The sequence below is a fragment of the Pseudomonas sp. B20 genome (genome assembly GCF_020515755.1).
GTDB lineage: Bacteria > Pseudomonadota > Gammaproteobacteria > Pseudomonadales > Pseudomonadaceae > Aquipseudomonas > Aquipseudomonas syringae.
This window is the reverse complement of record NZ_JAHPJG010000006.1, coordinates 138,024-152,924: the sequence shown is the minus strand read 5'-3', so window position 1 is coordinate 152,924 and position 14,901 is coordinate 138,024. Positions and strand designations below refer to the sequence as shown.

Here is a 14,901-nt window from a genome sequence, read left to right as displayed (position 1 = left end):
GGAGCGAACTTGTTCGCGAAGGCAATGTTCGAGGCGACATAAACCCCAAGAATGCATGGCCGTCTTCGCCAACGAATTCGCTTCCCCCTGATGCGCCTCGTCACGCATGGCCCGCTCCCTGCATGAGCCTGCCCGACACCCTCGCAGGGTCTCTTGCCACACGCCCATTCTCGGCAGGTGTGGAAGGCCCCTCGCACGACTGGTCCTGACACTGCCGTCACGCCAGCCCCAGGCACAACCGCCTGAGAGCCACCGTTGAATCCACGGTTATTCGCTCAGTCTTCTTTTCAGGCTCCCGGCCACCTGCGGGCGTCTCATCTCACGTGAAAGGTTTATAGGCATGACTGACCCGTCGATCCGCATAGGAGGTCTGTTTTCCAATACCGGCGTCACCGCTGCCGGTGAGTGTTCAACAATGCGCGGCGCACAGTTTGCAATTCATCAGATCAATGCCGCCGGGGGCGTGAATGGGCGTCCTCTGGAACTGATCACCCGCAATCCGGATTCCACGCCTGCGCTGTTTGCCATGCATGTCGAATCGCTGATTCGCGAAGAGAACCTGCGGTTTTTCTTCGGTTGCTACACCTCGGCGGCACGCAAGGCCGTACTGCCTGTCGTCGAACGCTACAACGCATTGCTGCTTTATCCGGTGTACTACGAGGGCTTCGAGTATTCGCGCAACATCATCTACACCGGCGCCACGCCGAACCACAACGCGGTGCCACTGGGCAGCTACATGTTCGATCACTTCGGCAGTCGCGTGCTGATGATCGGCTCGGAGTACGTCTACCCGTACGAAACCAACCGGTTGATGAGCGACCTGCTTTACGAGCGGGGCGGCAGCAAGCTGGGCGAATACTACTTGCCACTGAAAAACGCCAGGGCAGAGGACTTCGCCAGGCTCATGGTCAAGGCCAGAGAGCTGAAACCCTCGTTCATCTTTTCGACAGTGGTCGGCGACACCATGGCGCACCTGTATCAGGCCTACGCCGATGCCGGTTTCGACCCAGCGGTCATGCCGATTGCCAGTGTCACCACCAGCGAAACCGATATTCAGCAGATGGGCGTCCATCTGGGCACCGGGCACATTTCGGCAGCGACTTATTTCCAGTCGATCGACACGCCGCTCAATCGCCAGTGCATCGCCCAGTACCGGGAAATGTTTGGCCATCATCAGGTGACCGACCGCTGCTGGGAGGCCGCTTACTTTCAGGTCCATCTGCTGGCCAAGGCGATCGCCCGTGCAGGCAGTACCGACGTGGAGAGTGTGTTGCAGACCATGCGCGGTCTGGAATACGACGCGCCTCAGGGACGGGTGCGTATCGATGAACACAACCACCATACCTACCTGTACTCGCGGATCGGCCGTGCCAATGCCGACGGGCAGTTCGACATCCTTTACGAAAGTCAGAAAGCGCTGAAGCCCGACCCTTATGCAGTGGCGCCTGACTTCAATGGCTGGTCCAGCCTGACCGGGAGGCGTCCATGACCCTGCGTGCCGCCAAGAAACGTTTGCGCAACGACAGCGCAGGCGGCATCAAGGACCTGCGCGATATCAGCGTGCTGGTGATGCATCCCGATGACGAAGACGGTCGCAACCTGATCGCTCAGTTGCAGCGCATCGGTTGTCAGGTGCGGGTGCAGTGGCCGATCCCCGAGCGTCTGCACAGCGAGGCTGACGTGATCGTGCTGGCGGTATCGCCGGAGAGTCTGTCGACCAACACGCCCTGGCTGCTGCACCACTCGACGCCACCGATCATTCCGGTAATCGCCTATGAAAACCCGATCATTGTAGAGGCGCTGGTGCAGCTCAACGCCTGTTCGGTGATTCCGTCGCCGGTCCGCTCGTTCGGCCTGCTGACCGCTCTGGCCATCACCCTCAGCCAGGCCCGCAAGACGCGGGAACGGGAGAAACACGTCAAGCGCCTGGAAGGGCGCATGGCGGTCATGCGCACCGTGCAGCAGGCCAAGATCATCCTGATGGAAACCAAGGGCCTGTCTGAAACGGACGCCTACAACGCGCTGCGTGATCAGGCGATGGCCAAGCGCGAGCCGGTGGAAAAAATCGCCGAGGCGCTGGTCAAGGCCCATGAACTGTTTCAACAAGCCTGTTCCTGACAGGTTGCAGAAAAGCTTCGAGTGTCGGGCGCCACGCCTGATCCTCTTCTGCGCGGAAGGTTGCCATACGCCCTGACCCGGCAGGTATGGAACACCGCGTGGCGACCGGCGTGGACAACGACGTCCTCCGGATCGAGCCCAGGCCTGTGCGCCCCTGCGCAGGCGGCTCCAGTCAATGACGGCCTGAACCCGGGCTGTCCTTACCGTTATCTGGAGAACACCATGTCCGTAAAACGTCCCAGCAAAGCCGACTTTCTGATTGCCGCCCAGGACCATGGCTACGACCTGTCAGACAGTCAGATGGAGTCGTTCCTGAGTCTCGCAGACGAAACTCTGGGTTCCTACGAAGCCATCGATGCCCTGTACGCTGCGCATGTTGCCCAGCCGGCGCCGTTGCGCGAACACAGCAAACCGGCTGCGGCCGAGAACCCGTACGGGGCCTGGTACGTCAAGACCCACATTGCCGGTGCTGCCAGTGGCCCGCTGGCAGGCAGAACGGTGGTTATCAAGGACAACGTATCGGTGGCCGGTGTGCCCATGGCCAATGGCTCGCTGAGCCTTGATGGTTACGTGCCGTCCGAAGACGCCACGGTGGTCAAGCGCCTGCTGGCTGCGGGTGCGACGGTGATTGGCAAGTCGGTGTGCGAAGACCTGTGCTTCTCTGGAGCCAGTTTTACCTCGGCCACCGGCGCGGTGAAAAACCCCTGGGACCTGACCCGCAACGCAGGTGGTTCATCCAGCGGCAGCGCCGTGCTGGTCGCGCTGCAGGAAGTAGACATGGCCATCGGTGGCGATCAGGGTGGGTCGATCCGCATGCCGTCGGCCTGGAGCGGCATCGTCGGACACAAACCCACCTACAGCCTGGTGCCTTACACCGGCGCCTTCCCGATTGAACGGACCATCGACCATGTCGGCCCGATGGCCAACAACGTGCGCGACTGCGCGATCATGCTCGATGTGATCGCCGGCGCCGACGGGCTCGATTCAAGACAGAAAAACCCGCCAGCCGTCAGCTGCGTCGCGACCCTCGATCAAGGCGTTGCAGGCCTGAAAATAGGCCTGCTGCGTGAAGGCTTCGCGATTCCCGGCATGTCCGAGCCGCAGGTTGACGCACTGGTTCGCGCCGCCGTGGCGCAACTGGAAAGTCTCGGTGCGACGGTTGGTGACGCCAGTGCGCCGTGGCACCGCGGGGTGGCGCTGGACATGTGGAATGTCATCGCCACCGATGGCGCGGCCTACCAGATGCTGCAAGGCAACGGTTATGGCATGAATGTCGACGGCTACTACGATCCCGAGATCATGAGTTACTTCGGCGCCAAGCGTCGCGAACACGCCAATGCGTTATCCAGCAGCGTGCGTGCTGTGGCGCTGACCGGGCATTACAGCCTGAAGAACCTGCACGGTGCGTACTACGCCAAGGCGCGGATGCTGGTGCCGGAGCTCACCCGTCAATACGATGAAGCCTTCCAGCAGTTCGATGTGCTGGTAATGCCGACCATGCCGTTCGTGGCGACCACACTGACCACCTCCGACGCGCCGATTGAAGAGTACGTGCACAGCGCGTTGAACATGCTGGCCAACACCGCACCGTTCGACCTGACCGGCCACCCGGCCACATCAGTCCCGGCCGGTCTGGCAGACGGACTGCCGGTCGCCATGATGATCGTCGCGCCGCGCTTCAAGGATGCCCTGGCGTTGCGTGTCGCGCAGGCTTATGAAACCGCCCGCGGAGCGTTTCCCACGCCGCCGGGTGTTTGAGTCCAGCGACTGATTGAGGGGCATACTCGCTCCATGCGAGCGGGTGTGCCTCCTGAAGAGTCAGTGACGCCGCTCTCGGGGTAAACCAACATTCAGGTGTTGGCCGCACCTTCGACCGGCATTATCGCCAATTCGCTTTCCAGCTCTTCATCTTCCCCGATGGCAGACGCTGGAAGACGCTTTGACACCGTAACACCCAGGTTCACGAACTTGTCGACGGTCTTTGTCAGACTGCCGTGATCACCTTTAAGCGTCGTGATGCTTTCGTTGTAGCTTTTCTGAACCGTGGCAATCTGGTTTCCAAGTTTGTCCATTTTCTCCACAAAAACGCGCAACTTGTCATAGACCTTGGTCGCCATGCTTGCGAGCTGCAGAGTGCTGCTGTTTTGGCGCTGGATACTCCACAGGTTTGAAACAACGCGGAGCACCGGCAGCAAAGTCGTTGCCGTGATGATTGCGATACGCTTCTCATAGGCAGCCTGAAAAACGCCTGGGCTGTGTTCGGCGGCTACCAGGTAGGCAGGTTCGACCGGCATGAACAAAAATACGAAGTCCGGCGAATTGATACCGTTCAGATCGGTGTACTTCTTGTCAGACAGCCCGTTGATATGATTTTTCAAAGCCAGAACGTGTGCAGATAACGCCTTGGTACGGTCCTCGTCAGTTTCGGCAGAGACATAATCTGTGTAGGCGACCAACGACATTTTGCTGTCGATGATGATGTGCTTGCCCTCGGGAAGATTGACGACGAAGTCAGGACGATTGTTTCCTGCCTCGTCATCCTTGAAGTTGGCTTCACGGTGATACTCAAAGCCCTTACGCAAACCTGCCTGCTCAAGCAGCATCTCTACCTTTTGCTCGCCCCAAGTGCCCTGCAGCTTTTTATCGCCTTTGAGTGCCTTGGTAAGATTTGACGCTTCAGTGGTGATCTGGGCGTTCAATTCCATCAGTTTGACCAGCTCGTTTTTCATCGAGCTTTGTCCTTGAACGGTATCGGAGTGAACCTGATCCACCCGTTGGCGAAATGAGTCGAGTTGGTCCTTGAACGGTTTAAGCAGGGTGTCCAACCCTTGACGGCTCTGCTCGGAAAAGCTTTGCTGCTTGCTGTCAAAGATCTGATTGGCAAGATTTTGAAACTCTTGCTTCAATTGAACCTTGTTGTCTTCCAGCAACTGCAGTTTCTCGGCAGCGGAGTGCTGATCCCGCTGGTGGCGCATGTTGACTTCGGCAAGGCTCTGTTTGGCAATACTTAGCTCATCTCGCGTGATATTCAGTTCCTTTTCACGCTGTGCCAATGTGGCGCGTAGTCCGTCCAGTTGCTCTTTCTGCTCAGCAGCGTGGCCCAGTTGTTCTCGCTGTTTTCTGAATTCTTCTTCGGCTTTATCGATGCGCGCCTGTGAGAGGGTATAAGCGCTCTTCAGTTCCAGTAACTGATTTGCCTGCTCCTGACCTTGGCCGACCTCCATCTTGAGTTCGCCAAGCTGCATTCTTAATTTATTCGATTCAATACTGCGATTTTCAGCAAGCGTCGTCGCCTCGGAGAGTTGTTGAATCTTATCGGACATCCTCTGTTTTTCTGCTTCCAGTGAAGTCTTGAGCTCACCCAACTGAACACTCAGTTGTTTCTCGATGTCCCGATGACGGGCAATGTCATCATGGGCCAGTTTCAACTCGTGCTGTTGCTCATCCTGCTCACGGAGCATCTGATTCTCTCGCTGCCGTGCCAAAGACGCATCGTTAAGCAGTTGTTGATGCTCTGCCTGGTGAGCCGCTTGCAGTTCGGAAACGTGTTGCGCCAGCTTGCTGGATGCAATGCGGCTACTGATCCAGAAGCCTATTGCCAGGAACAGCAAACTGAAAAGCCCGATCAGGGCTGGGGCCAAATATTGCTGTGCCATCGATAAATCCATTTTCGTTGGGTTAGGATCCAAAATGATGGCACGTTGTTCGTCTACTGAATACTGCCCAAAATAGTTTTCAATCACTGTTTCCCGGCTTTTGGGATGACCGCGTCAGTCGAATCTGCATTGCGGCTTCCATACCTCCGCTTTGGTATAGGGTAATTACTAATAAAATAAGTATGCATAAATTTGATTTTATCCGCTGATTCGGGCGTTAGACTCATGGGTTGGCAGCCCGGTCGCCTAGCAGCGGCAGTTTCATCAGCATGTTCTTCAACGCCAGAGCATCCCATGGCAGGTGTTCGGCGATGCCAAGTCCGACCACGTCCACGACACTGGCGACGTCTGTCAGTAAGCGGACGACCTGCTCGATAGTCATCTTGCCCTGAGCAACGCCTTCAAAGTCACTGGCCGGGACACGGGGTTGAGCAAACAGCAGAGAACGAAACAGTGTCGGGTCCAGTACGTCCAGGTCCAGATGGATCGCCAGGTGCCTTGCCCCTATTTCCTCAAGCCACTGCAGCACCGGCTCGCTGGAGTGGACCAGCGCCTGTGTACCGGCACTGCGCAGCCGGAGACGTTTGATGAATGCGGTTTCTACCTCGAGGGTTTCCTGCAGGCCCGCATACATCACATTGGCTGGCTTGATCGGGCGTTTCACTGCTTCTACGAAATCCTTGTCACCTTCGCCCAGCAGATTGCCCATGGCCATCGCATGCGCATGCTGGAAGTCTCTGGGTGTCATGACGTCCGGGTGAGCGTCGACCCACAGCACCGCAAGGTCACCGTCGTAACGTTCATTCAGGTAGGCGAATGGCGCGAGGTCGACCAGGCAGTCGCCACCCAACACCACAAGCCGATCCGGTTGATGCCGGTCTATCAGTTGCCGTGCAAGGTCAAGCTGCGCGAGCAACGCATGGCGGGCGATAATGCCGTTTTCCGGTTCAAGTGGTTGATCATCGGGTTCGGTTACGGACACGTGCTCGACAGGCCCTGATGTGTCCGGTGCCAGCCACGCCAGCAGTTGTGCGCCAAAATGATAAGGTGCGTTGTTGCCGCCCTGCCACTGGGGAAAGATCAGGCGCAGGGTTTTATCGGGGTGCGTAGTCATCGAGATTTTCCTTCATCACCGTTCATTGGCACGGCGCGCAGAAAGCGCCGTCAGCATGGCGGTGATACTGATCGATGCGGATGCGGCGCGCTTTGCCTTGACGGTCGATCGCTGTGCTGAAGACGCCAATCGTCTTATCGTTGCTTCAGCAACTGCTGAGGGGGGATGCCATAAGCGTTTTTGAAGGCTCGACTGAAATGCGAGAGGTTGGTGAAGCCGAAATTCAGCGCAGCGTCGCTGACCCGGCGAACGTGGCGTTTGAGCAGCACGTCATGACACGCCGAAAGCCTTTGCTGCCAGAGCCAGCGAATGGCCGTAGTGCCTTCCTGTGCGAACAGTCGATTGAGCGTGCGTGGGGAGACATGAGTCGCCAAGGCAATGTTTTCGGCCGTCAGCCCTGTGTCGGGCAGATTATTCAGCAGGAACTGCTTGATGCGCTGCAGTTGTTGCATTTGACGAGACTGACGTCGGATATCGGTGTCGCCAAACACCGAGTCGAAGGCGGTAGACAGTACGTCCAGCAGTGATGCATTGAGTCGTTCGCTCAGCGGATCCGATAAACCTTCTGCGTTCCAGGCTTCGGTCAACACGACGGCGGCAACACGACCCAACGCCGAGCGGCCATCCAGCGTCCGGCACACCAGTCGTTCGGCACTGGGGATGTGTTGCAGCAACAGCTTGCGGGGCACCGTCAGGACAATCTGATCGTCACCGTCGGGGTAACTGCATGCGTAAGGCTGTGCGCTATCGTAAAGGACGATATCGCCAGCGCCTTGCCGGGACTCCCTGTCGTTCTGCACGACGAGCGCGTCGGGACACAAAGAGAGCGTGAGGAGGAAGTGATCGCTTTCCCTGTCTTGCTGCAAGCGCCGGTAATGCAGGGGGGATGACTGGATCCGGGTGAAAGTAACGCTACCCTGACCCCTGACGTTGAGTCTGCCGTCAAAGGGCGCTTCGTTCAGGGGCTGGCTGGCGACCAGGCCATACGTCGAACTCACAACCTCCTGCCAGGCGTCGAAACGATCCTCGGGTCGTAGTGGTTCGGCTGGGAAAATCATGGCCATGTCTGCCTCTGCGAAGAGCGTTTTTCACGAAGTGATCGGCTTCAAGGTTATCAGACGTTGATCCAGAGCAAGACCTCTGCGTCTACAGTGCTCCAGTGTGACGAAAATAATTGATATGTCGGTGATCCGGCCGATACAGGCCTACGTATGCAGCCCTCAGCCTACCCAAGCCTTCTAGAACAGGAGTTCCATGGATCCGCGTCTTGCTGGACTTTCCTTCTTGCTGACCCTGGGCTGGACTGGCGCTGTCATTCTTGTCATCTGGTTTTATGCCTGATGAACAAGAGGTGTTCGACGTCGATAAAGGCGTGGTGTTCGAAGCGCTCTTCGCTGACGAACGGCAGTCTTTCCGTGTGATAGCGAAATAGCTGCCCTAAAGCTGTTCCGTTTGATGCCGATGTTAATGCTACAGCTACCTGCCAAGTGGAGTCGGTCATTCCATCCGGCGCTGATGAACTGCAGTTTGCGCTATGGACGGCATTGAGAAAGACGATTAACCGGCTTGATCGGCAGCCTCCATAGTCCACACATCGCTGTGTCTGACAGGGCTCGCGGAAACCGGCGCTTCATAACAATACTTCCATAGATGCTTACTCGTAGAGTATTTCCACATGTCGACCACAATTGAAAGCACCCCCAGGGACAAGGCCAGGTTGGAACTTGATCTTCACTCGCTGATGACGGCCATTGACCGTTCCCAAGCGATGATCGAGTTCGATCTTGAAGGCAATATCCTGCGGGCCAATACCAATTTTCTGGATTGCGTCGGCTATCGGCTGGATGAGGTCCAGGGTCGGCATCACCGTATGTTCTGCACGCCGGAACATGCGTCCAGCGTCGAATATGCAACGTTTTGGGAAAAACTGGGCAAGGGCGCTTTCGACGAAGGTCAGTACAAGCGCCTGGGCAAGAACGGGCGCGAGATCTGGTTGCAGGCGACTTATAACCCGGTGTTCGACGAGCAGGGCAATCCGTTCAAGGTCGTGAAGTTCGCCACGGACGTGACTGCGCAACGCAAGTCCAATGCCGAGTACGAAGGCAAGGTTGCGGCCATTGATCGTTCGCAGGGCATTATCGAATTCGACCTGAACGGTCGCGTGCTCAACGCCAACGAAAACTTTCTCAAGGTCCTGGGCTATCGTCTGGACGAGATTCAGGGTCAGCACCATCGCATGTTCTGCGAAGACGACTACCTGAACAGTCCGGCCTATCGGGCCTTCTGGGCCAAGCTCGAACGTGGCGAGTATGACTCCGGCGAATACAAGCGCATCGGCAAGAACGGTCGCGAGCTGTGGATCAGCGCCACGTACAACCCGATCTTCGACCCGGATGGTCGTCCTTACAAGGTCGTGAAGTTCGCCAACGATGTGACCGAGAGCCGCATTCGTCAGGCTGAGTCTGCGGGCAAGGTGACGGCCATCGAGCGCTCCCAGGCGGTGATCGAATTCGATCTGACGGGCAAGGTGCTGCACGCCAACCGCAATTTTCTGGCGGTATTTGGCTACGATCTCGACGAAATCGTCGGTGAACACCACCGTATGTTCTGCTCCGAGGAATTTGTCAGCAGCCTGCAGTATCGTGAGCTCTGGGAAAAGCTGGGGCGCGGCGAGTACGACGCCAACGAATACAAGCGCAAGCGCAAGGACGGTAAGGAGATCTGGATTCAGGCGACCTACAACCCGATTTTCGATGCGCAGGGCAAACCCTACAAGATCGTCAAATTCGCGCTCGACGTGACTGTGGCCAAGGAAACCAGCGTCGAGGACCAGGGCAAGGTGAATGCCATCGACCGCGCCCAGGCCGTCATCGAATTCGACATGGCCGGCAACATCATCACCGCCAACGCCAACTTCCTCAAAGCGCTGGGTTATGGCCTGCTGGAAATCAAAGGCAAGCATCACCGTATCTTCTGTGAGGAAGAATACGTGCGCGGCACCGAGTACCGTGAATTCTGGCACGGGCTGGGGCAGGGCGAGTTCTATTCCGGGCGCTTCATGCGCGTCAGCAAATACGGGCAGAAAATCTGGATTCAGGCGACGTACAGCCCTATTTTCGACCACGATGGCTTGCCGTTCAAAGTAGTGAAATTCGCCACTGACATTACCCGTCAGGTAGAGATGGAACAGGCGATAGAGGCCAAGACCCGCGCCATGGGTGATTCGGTGAAAGCACTGATGAACGCCATTTCCTATGTGGCGCAAAGTACCGAGACGGCCACCGATCTGGCCAGAATGACGCGTGAGCAGGCCAGTTCCGGTTCGCAGACGCTGGTCAAGGCGTCCGACGCAATGGGCATGATTGCCAAGTCCGCCGAGGGCATTCAGGACATCATTCAGGTGATCAGCGAGATCGCCAGCCAGACCAACATGCTGGCCTTCAACGCGGCCATCGAAGCGGCCAGGGCCGGTGAACATGGCCTGGGCTTTTCGGTAGTCGCCGACGAGGTGCGCAAGCTGGCCGAGAAGTCCTCGCGTGCGACCAAGGAAATCAACAAGCTGATTCTGGAAACGGTCAGCCGGATCGAGTCGGGCAACGAGATTTCGCGCAGTGCCGGCGAAGCCTTCGAACACATCGTGGAAGGCGTGATGCAGACCACTCAGGCGATCGACGGGATCAACACGGCGACAGAGAAGCAACGCCTGTCGGCGCAGGAAGTCGAGACCCTGATCGTCGAGCTGCATAAAGCCAACCTGACCGGCTACACCGAAACTCTGAACAATGTATCCATCGGACAACCTGCATGAGCAGCCTGAATGCCTATGGCGTCGTGCAAATCAATGGTGTGTATCTGGCGGTGGTTGCCGATGCATTGATGGAGGCCGTGCACTGGCCCGCTGATCTGCATCCCCATCCATTGACCCGGGGGGCGTTGCGTGGGGTGTTTACCCTGCGCGGCAAACCGGTGCCATTGGTCGACCTGCGGGCTCAACTGGCGGAGGGTGGCGATATGTCTTCGCCGACGCCACTGGTCGCGATTCTCAAGTACGGCGGTGGCTACCTCGGGCTGGCGATTGACGCTGTGTGCGACATTCTCAAGGCCCGCGATTCTCAGTTCAGCCCGCTGGGGCCCGCGGGCAGCGCTGTCGGGCTGCTGCCCTCTCTGCTGCTCGGCGCCGAAGAGTCGCGGATGATCTACAAGCTCGATCTTGCCTTCATGAGTGGTTTGCCAGGCGTACTGTTCGCTGCCGACCCCAACGCGCAAGTGCTCAAGGATGAGGCGCTGGCCGCCAAGAGTCGCTTGCTGCATTACCTGGTATTCGAGTGCGATGGCCGCAACTTCTGTATCGATGCCAGCGTTGTGACCGAGTTGGTGGACGGTCCCGAGATCACGGCCTCGGACTTTGCTAGTGACTGCTGCTTCGGCGTCACCTCGGTGCGTGGCACCAAGGTCCCGGCGCTCAATCTGTCCGAAGTGCTTGGCCTGGACCATCAGCGTCAGACGTCCAAGCCGCAGTTGCTGCTGTTGACTGCGCCGGACGGGCGGGTGTGCGGGTTTGGCTATGACCGCATGGTCGCCATTCAGCGTCAGGATCCGGACAGTCTGTTGGCGGCGCCGGGTTACGGCCTGCCGCATCCAGAGCTGCTGGCCGGAGTGATGAACCTGGAGGAGGGGCAGCAGGCCTTGTTGCTTGATCATCCGATGCTGCTGCAGCGCCCGGAAGTCAAAAGCTACACCCAGGTTTATCAGCACGACGTCAAACCTGCCCAGGCCTCGCACGATGTGACCAAGGCCATGCTTCGCCACGCCTGCCTGCTGTTCGATGCGCCGACCCGCTTCGTCGCACCGTTGAGCCAGATCGTGGAAATCATGAGCATGCCGCAGCAACTGATCGGCTTGTCGCAGCCGGAAACGCATTTGCTGGGGCAGTTCAATTTGCGCGGCGAGCAGGTACCGCTGATCTGCCTGAGCAGCCTGTTGGGCGAAGGCGCACAGGTCCAAGGCGAAGCGTCGCGTGTATTGATCGTGCGTGGCGAGCGGCTGTGCTTCGGTTTTGCAGTGAACCGCGTCGATGCGATCGACGCGTTCAATCAGTTCGATCCGGCCATGCTGGAACAGGGCTGGCAAGCCAGTACCGGCAAGGGCATCTCGGTCAATGACCGGGTCCGTTCGCTGGTCAGCGTCGGCAGTCAGGAGCGCAGTTGGCGTGCGACCCTGCTCGATCTGCAGGGCCTGGCCAGACAACTGGAATGCAACGTCGATCAGCGCCGCACTGTGCAATCAGTCTGAACCGAATGCTCCGCGCGTGGCCTTATTTGAGTGTCCACCAGCGGAGTCAACGACCATGACTGACAAGAAAGACGAGAAAAAACCGGAACCGCAAAGCGATGTGCCCGCGCACTCGACGCCCGAAGAAAAGGAACGCCTGAAAGACTTCAACAAGGACGGCATCCCGCCTGGGGTTTGTTGATCAGCTTGCGGGAGTGTTCACGTGACGCCCGGTCTATTCAGGCCGGGCGTTGTCGTTTCTGAAAGCCTGACTGGGCTTTGTCTCGACTCACGCGTCGCGCAGCAGGTCGTTGGCGTTGAGCAACTGATAGGCGATCTGTGGACGTGCTTCCAGGGCGCGGCGGATGGCGGCAGGTATCGATTGGCGCGTCTTGCGACACAGCCCGACCTTTTCCTCGACGACAATGTTGATGCCGCGCATGGTGCGCACTTCATTGAAGCCCGGCGCGACGTCGACACGCACGCCCAGTTGCTGGAAAATCTTGCGCTGCATGTGCTCCAGATCTTCCAGACTGTCGATACGCTCCAGGCGATCCAGCAGGGTTTTTTCTGCGTCGCGGGACAGCAGCAGAATCCGCAGATCTGCATCTTCCGCGTCCAGCAGCTCGCGCTTGCAGTCGCAAGCGCCGGGCGGGCAGGGGTTACGGATTTTCAGAGGGGCGTTCATGGGCGCAGCATAGCGACTGATATGGGCGTCTGACCATAGCTGAGTGCATGTGCGCCGCGCAGGTAAAAGCCTGGCCCCTGCTGATATTCGCAGCGCTCCGCCGGGGCCTTACAGGTGCCGGATCAATTTGGCCACTTCATCTCGCCCTTGATGACTTTTGCGCTCATCTCCAGCGAAGCCGGTTCGGCCAGTTGCGGCCAGGCTTTGTGCATGGCGTCGATCAGGGCGGCGGAATCCTTGGCCTTGGCGGCCTGTTCTTCGAAGGACTTCAGGTAGTCGGCGGTGAACGTCACAGCCTGGGTGCCTGACGGAATCTTGCCCAGGTAATGACCCGGAATCACGGTGGCCGGTTTCAGCGCCTCGATGCCTTTGAGTGTCGCGAGCCAGTCCTGACGTGATTTCGTGCTTTGCGTGTCAGCGACCCAGACATGAATACCGCTGGAGACCACCACACCGCCAACCACTGCCTTGATGGAGGGAATCCATACGTAGCTGCGCTCGGGCGCCGGGCCATTAAGGCCTTTGATCTGCAACGGTTGGCCTTCAAGCGTCAGGTGGTCGCCCTTGAGCACTTCCGGCACAACCAGGCTGGCTGGCGCATTGTCCTTGAGAATCGGCCCCCAGTAGGCGAGTTTGCCCTGCATCGACGCCTTGATCGCCTTCACGGTAGGTGCGCTGGCGACGATCTTCGCCTCGGGGAACGCGGCTTTGATGACGTCCAGACCGAAGTAGTAGTCCGGGTCACTGTGGCTGATGTAGACGGTGGTAAGTTGCTTGCCGCTGGCCTTGATCTTTTGCACCAAGGCCTCGGCGTCGTTGCGCTGGAACTGCGCATCGATAAGCACCGCGTCATGCTTGCCCGTGATCAGTTCGGATGACACCGGGAAGACGGCTTTTTCAGCCGGGTTATACACCTCGATTGCCAGGGGGGCTGCGGCCTGGGCTGCGAGAGGGAACAGAGCAGCGAAGGACAGGGCAAGCAGGGATTTACGCAACATGGGGTACGACCTTCGTTCGGGCAGGACTGAGGTCGTTATCTTATGTTGCCTCAGATGAAACAAAAGCCTCAGTATTGGCAACTATTGATTGCTTATATCGGACGAACCGTGGATCGGATCATAGCGGCACGGGTATTCATCGCTATCAACGAAAGGGGCAGCCTCATAGCCGCCGCCGAGGCGCTGGACATGTCTCGGGCAATGGTCACACGTTATCTGGCGCAGATGGAGAGCTGGGCCGGAGCGCGACTGCTGCACCGGACCACGCGCAAGCTCGGCTTGACCGCCCCTGGCCAAGTGACCTTGTTGCGTTGCCAGCAGTTGATCGAGCTGGCCGACGCGGTGCCGCTGGCGGCCGATACGCAAATCGAGGAGCCACGCGGCATACTGCGCATCGCCTGTTCGCAGTCACTGGCGCTGGCCGTTCTGGCACCCGCGGTGACGGCTTACCTGCGCCGTTATCCCGGCACCTCGGCAGACCTGCTTATCGGCAACGAGGCCGTGGATCTGGTCAGCGAGCGAATCGATCTGGCGATCCGCATCACCAATCAGCTGGACCCCAATGTCATTGCCCGTCCGCTGGGGCAATGCGATTCGGTGGTGTGTGCTTCTCCAGCCTATCTCGCCATACACGGCACGCCGTCCAGGCCGCAGGAACTGCCTGCCCACAACTGCCTGACCTATTCGTACTTCGGCAAAAGCCTTTGGGAGTTCACCCGCCAGCAACTGCCGCTCAGTGTGCCGGTCGGCGGCAACCTGAGTGCCAACGATTCAGTGGTGCTGCTGGAGGCCGCAGTGGCGGGCGCCGGTATCAGTCTGCAGCCTGTGCATTCGGCGGCTCCGTTGATTGCAAGCGGCAAGCTGATCGCCCTGATGCCGGAGTACCAGCCACGGGCTCTGGGGATACACGCGATCTACACCTCAAGGCACCATCAGTCAGCAACGCTGCGCACTTTTCTGGATTTTCTGACTGAATGGTTTGAGAGGGACGGAGATTAGATCTCCTGCTGTGGACAGGGCTCAGAGCGTCCAGAACACGCGGAGCATGGGCACGAT

Annotated in this window: 12 protein-coding genes and 1 pseudogene; 8 read left to right on the top strand and 5 right to left on the bottom strand. The window is 58.5% G+C overall.

From position 1 onward, the window contains the following. Positions 1-340: 340 nt before the first annotated feature. The 3 genes from LIX91_RS08660 (at position 341) to LIX91_RS08650 (ending at position 3,876) form a co-directional block, all read left to right on the top strand. Positions 341-1,489, top strand: coding sequence for a transporter substrate-binding domain-containing protein (locus LIX91_RS08660; protein ID WP_226488350.1), 1,149 nt, complete (start codon positions 341-343; stop codon positions 1,487-1,489). After that, positions 1,486-2,118 carry an ANTAR domain-containing response regulator gene (locus LIX91_RS08655; protein ID WP_003407311.1) on the top strand — a complete coding sequence of 211 codons (633 nt, stop codon included), beginning with the start codon at positions 1,486-1,488 and terminating at the stop codon, positions 2,116-2,118. The genes LIX91_RS08660 and LIX91_RS08655 overlap by 4 nt, the downstream gene beginning before the upstream one ends. Before the next feature lie 222 nt (positions 2,119-2,340). Next, a complete protein-coding gene (locus LIX91_RS08650; RefSeq protein ID WP_103695414.1) occupies positions 2,341-3,876 on the top strand; it encodes an amidase in 1,536 nt (511 codons plus the stop codon). A 92-nt stretch (positions 3,877-3,968) separates the two neighbouring features. Here LIX91_RS08650 and rmuC read toward each other — a convergent pair whose 3' ends face one another. The 3 genes from rmuC to LIX91_RS08635 all read right to left on the bottom strand — a co-directional run bounded on the left by rmuC (position 3,969) and on the right by LIX91_RS08635 (position 7,952). Continuing rightward, positions 3,969-5,861, bottom strand: coding sequence for a DNA recombination protein RmuC (gene rmuC / locus LIX91_RS08645; protein WP_226488349.1), 1,893 nt, complete (start codon positions 5,859-5,861; stop codon positions 3,969-3,971). 136 nt (positions 5,862-5,997) lie between these two features. Beyond that, positions 5,998-6,888: an arginase family protein gene (locus LIX91_RS08640; protein ID WP_226488348.1), complete on the bottom strand. Its 891-nt coding sequence runs from the start codon at positions 6,886-6,888 to the stop codon at positions 5,998-6,000. Positions 6,889-7,022: 134 nt separating this feature from the next. Continuing rightward, positions 7,023-7,952: a helix-turn-helix domain-containing protein gene (locus LIX91_RS08635; RefSeq protein WP_103695416.1), complete on the bottom strand. Its 930-nt coding sequence runs from the start codon at positions 7,950-7,952 to the stop codon at positions 7,023-7,025. 611 nt (positions 7,953-8,563) lie between these two features. Between LIX91_RS08635 and LIX91_RS08630 the strand changes: the two are divergent. The 4 genes and pseudogenes from LIX91_RS08630 to LIX91_RS25580 all read left to right on the top strand — a co-directional run. Beyond that, positions 8,564-10,021 (top strand): annotated as a pseudogene (locus tag LIX91_RS08630) (PAS domain S-box protein); the annotation flags it as partial. A 48-nt stretch (positions 10,022-10,069) separates the two neighbouring features. Next, positions 10,070-10,696 (top strand): methyl-accepting chemotaxis protein, encoded by a 627-nt coding sequence (locus LIX91_RS25770; RefSeq protein ID WP_410524750.1) that lies wholly within the window; start codon positions 10,070-10,072, stop codon positions 10,694-10,696. Then, positions 10,693-12,180 (top strand): chemotaxis protein CheW, encoded by a 1,488-nt coding sequence (locus LIX91_RS08625; protein ID WP_226488346.1) that lies wholly within the window; start codon positions 10,693-10,695, stop codon positions 12,178-12,180. Before LIX91_RS25770 ends, LIX91_RS08625 begins: the two co-directional genes overlap by 4 nt. 55 nt (positions 12,181-12,235) lie before the next feature. Next, positions 12,236-12,361 carry a hypothetical protein gene (locus LIX91_RS25580; protein ID WP_003315538.1) on the top strand — a complete coding sequence of 42 codons (126 nt, stop codon included), beginning with the start codon at positions 12,236-12,238 and terminating at the stop codon, positions 12,359-12,361. A gap of 87 nt (positions 12,362-12,448) precedes the next feature. Here the strand turns inward: LIX91_RS25580 and LIX91_RS08620 are convergent, their stop codons facing one another. Both LIX91_RS08620 and LIX91_RS08615 read right to left on the bottom strand, forming a co-directional pair. Continuing rightward, a complete protein-coding gene (locus LIX91_RS08620; RefSeq protein ID WP_004412548.1) occupies positions 12,449-12,847 on the bottom strand; it encodes a hypothetical protein in 399 nt (132 codons plus the stop codon). A 122-nt stretch (positions 12,848-12,969) separates the two neighbouring features. Then, the gene (locus LIX91_RS08615) at positions 12,970-13,845 is read right to left on the bottom strand and encodes an MBL fold metallo-hydrolase (protein WP_226488345.1); all 876 of its coding nucleotides are present in this window, start codon (positions 13,843-13,845) and stop codon (positions 12,970-12,972) included. Positions 13,846-13,953: 108 nt separating this feature from the next. Between LIX91_RS08615 and LIX91_RS08610 the strand changes: the two genes are divergently transcribed. Further along, positions 13,954-14,844 (top strand): LysR family transcriptional regulator, encoded by an 891-nt coding sequence (locus LIX91_RS08610; RefSeq protein WP_257217059.1) that lies wholly within the window; start codon positions 13,954-13,956, stop codon positions 14,842-14,844. Positions 14,845-14,901 lie beyond the last annotated feature (57 nt).

Bases quoted from the DNA above. Each gene is read 5' to 3' on its own strand.
- LIX91_RS08660 (WP_226488350.1), top strand. From the start codon at position 341: ATGACTGACCCGTCGATCCGCATAGGAGGTCTGTTTTCCAATACCGGC.
- LIX91_RS08655 (WP_003407311.1), top strand. From the start codon at position 1,486: ATGACCCTGCGTGCCGCCAAGAAACGTTTGCGCAACGACAGCGCAGGC.
- LIX91_RS08650 (WP_103695414.1), top strand. From the start codon at position 2,341: ATGTCCGTAAAACGTCCCAGCAAAGCCGACTTTCTGATTGCCGCCCAG.
- LIX91_RS08640 (WP_226488348.1), bottom strand. From the start codon at position 6,888: ATGACTACGCACCCCGATAAAACCCTGCGCCTGATCTTTCCCCAGTGG.
- LIX91_RS08635 (WP_103695416.1), bottom strand. From the start codon at position 7,952: ATGGCCATGATTTTCCCAGCCGAACCACTACGACCCGAGGATCGTTTC.
- LIX91_RS25770 (WP_410524750.1), top strand. From the start codon at position 10,070: ATGGAACAGGCGATAGAGGCCAAGACCCGCGCCATGGGTGATTCGGTG.
- LIX91_RS08625 (WP_226488346.1), top strand. From the start codon at position 10,693: ATGAGCAGCCTGAATGCCTATGGCGTCGTGCAAATCAATGGTGTGTAT.
- LIX91_RS25580 (WP_003315538.1), top strand. From the start codon at position 12,236: ATGACTGACAAGAAAGACGAGAAAAAACCGGAACCGCAAAGCGATGTG.
- LIX91_RS08620 (WP_004412548.1), bottom strand. From the start codon at position 12,847: ATGAACGCCCCTCTGAAAATCCGTAACCCCTGCCCGCCCGGCGCTTGC.
- LIX91_RS08615 (WP_226488345.1), bottom strand. From the start codon at position 13,845: ATGTTGCGTAAATCCCTGCTTGCCCTGTCCTTCGCTGCTCTGTTCCCT.